At 73.7% G+C, this 449-nt stretch carries 1 protein-coding gene and 1 pseudogene; both read left to right on the top strand.

Features of this window, described 5'->3' with window-relative positions:
• Window positions 1-188, top strand: a pseudogene (locus G3I71_RS47515) (MOSC domain-containing protein); the annotation flags it as partial.
• A gap of 30 nt (window positions 189-218) precedes the next feature.
• On the top strand, window positions 219-449 hold a 231-nt coding region (locus G3I71_RS47510), incomplete at its 3' end, for an SDR family NAD(P)-dependent oxidoreductase (protein WP_164325163.1).

Below are 449 nucleotides of genomic sequence, written 5' to 3'. Positions count from 1 at the left end.
GGATCTCGCCCGGCGACCGGATCGTGATCACCCACCGCCCGGAGCACGAGGTGACCTCCGCGTTCCTGTTCCGCGCCTGGACCACCGAGCGCGCGCTGCTGCCGCGGGTCCTGGCCGCGGGCGACGCGCTGGCGCCCGACGTGCGCGAGACCGCGCTCGCGTACGCCGCCAGGCACGGGGCGCGCTGAGCCGTCAGCGGGGGCAGCTAGGTTGCGCCTATGACGACTGCGTTGATTACGGGATCCACCGCGGGCATCGGCGCCGCCTTCGCCCGCCGGCTCGCCTCCCAGGGACACAATCTGGTGCTGGTGGCGCGCGACACCGAGCGACTGGCCGAGCAGGCCACCGAGTTGCACGACCGGCACGGCATCGAGGCCGAGGTGCTGGCCGCGGACCTGTCCACCGAGGAGGGCATCGCGGCCGTCGAGACCCGCCTGGATGACCGTACG

Source organism: Streptomyces sp. SID12501 (assembly GCF_010550245.1).
Classification (GTDB): domain Bacteria; phylum Actinomycetota; class Actinomycetes; order Streptomycetales; family Streptomycetaceae; genus Streptomyces.
The sequence above is the reverse complement of the archived record's forward strand: the minus strand, read 5'-3'. Positions and strand labels throughout refer to the sequence as shown.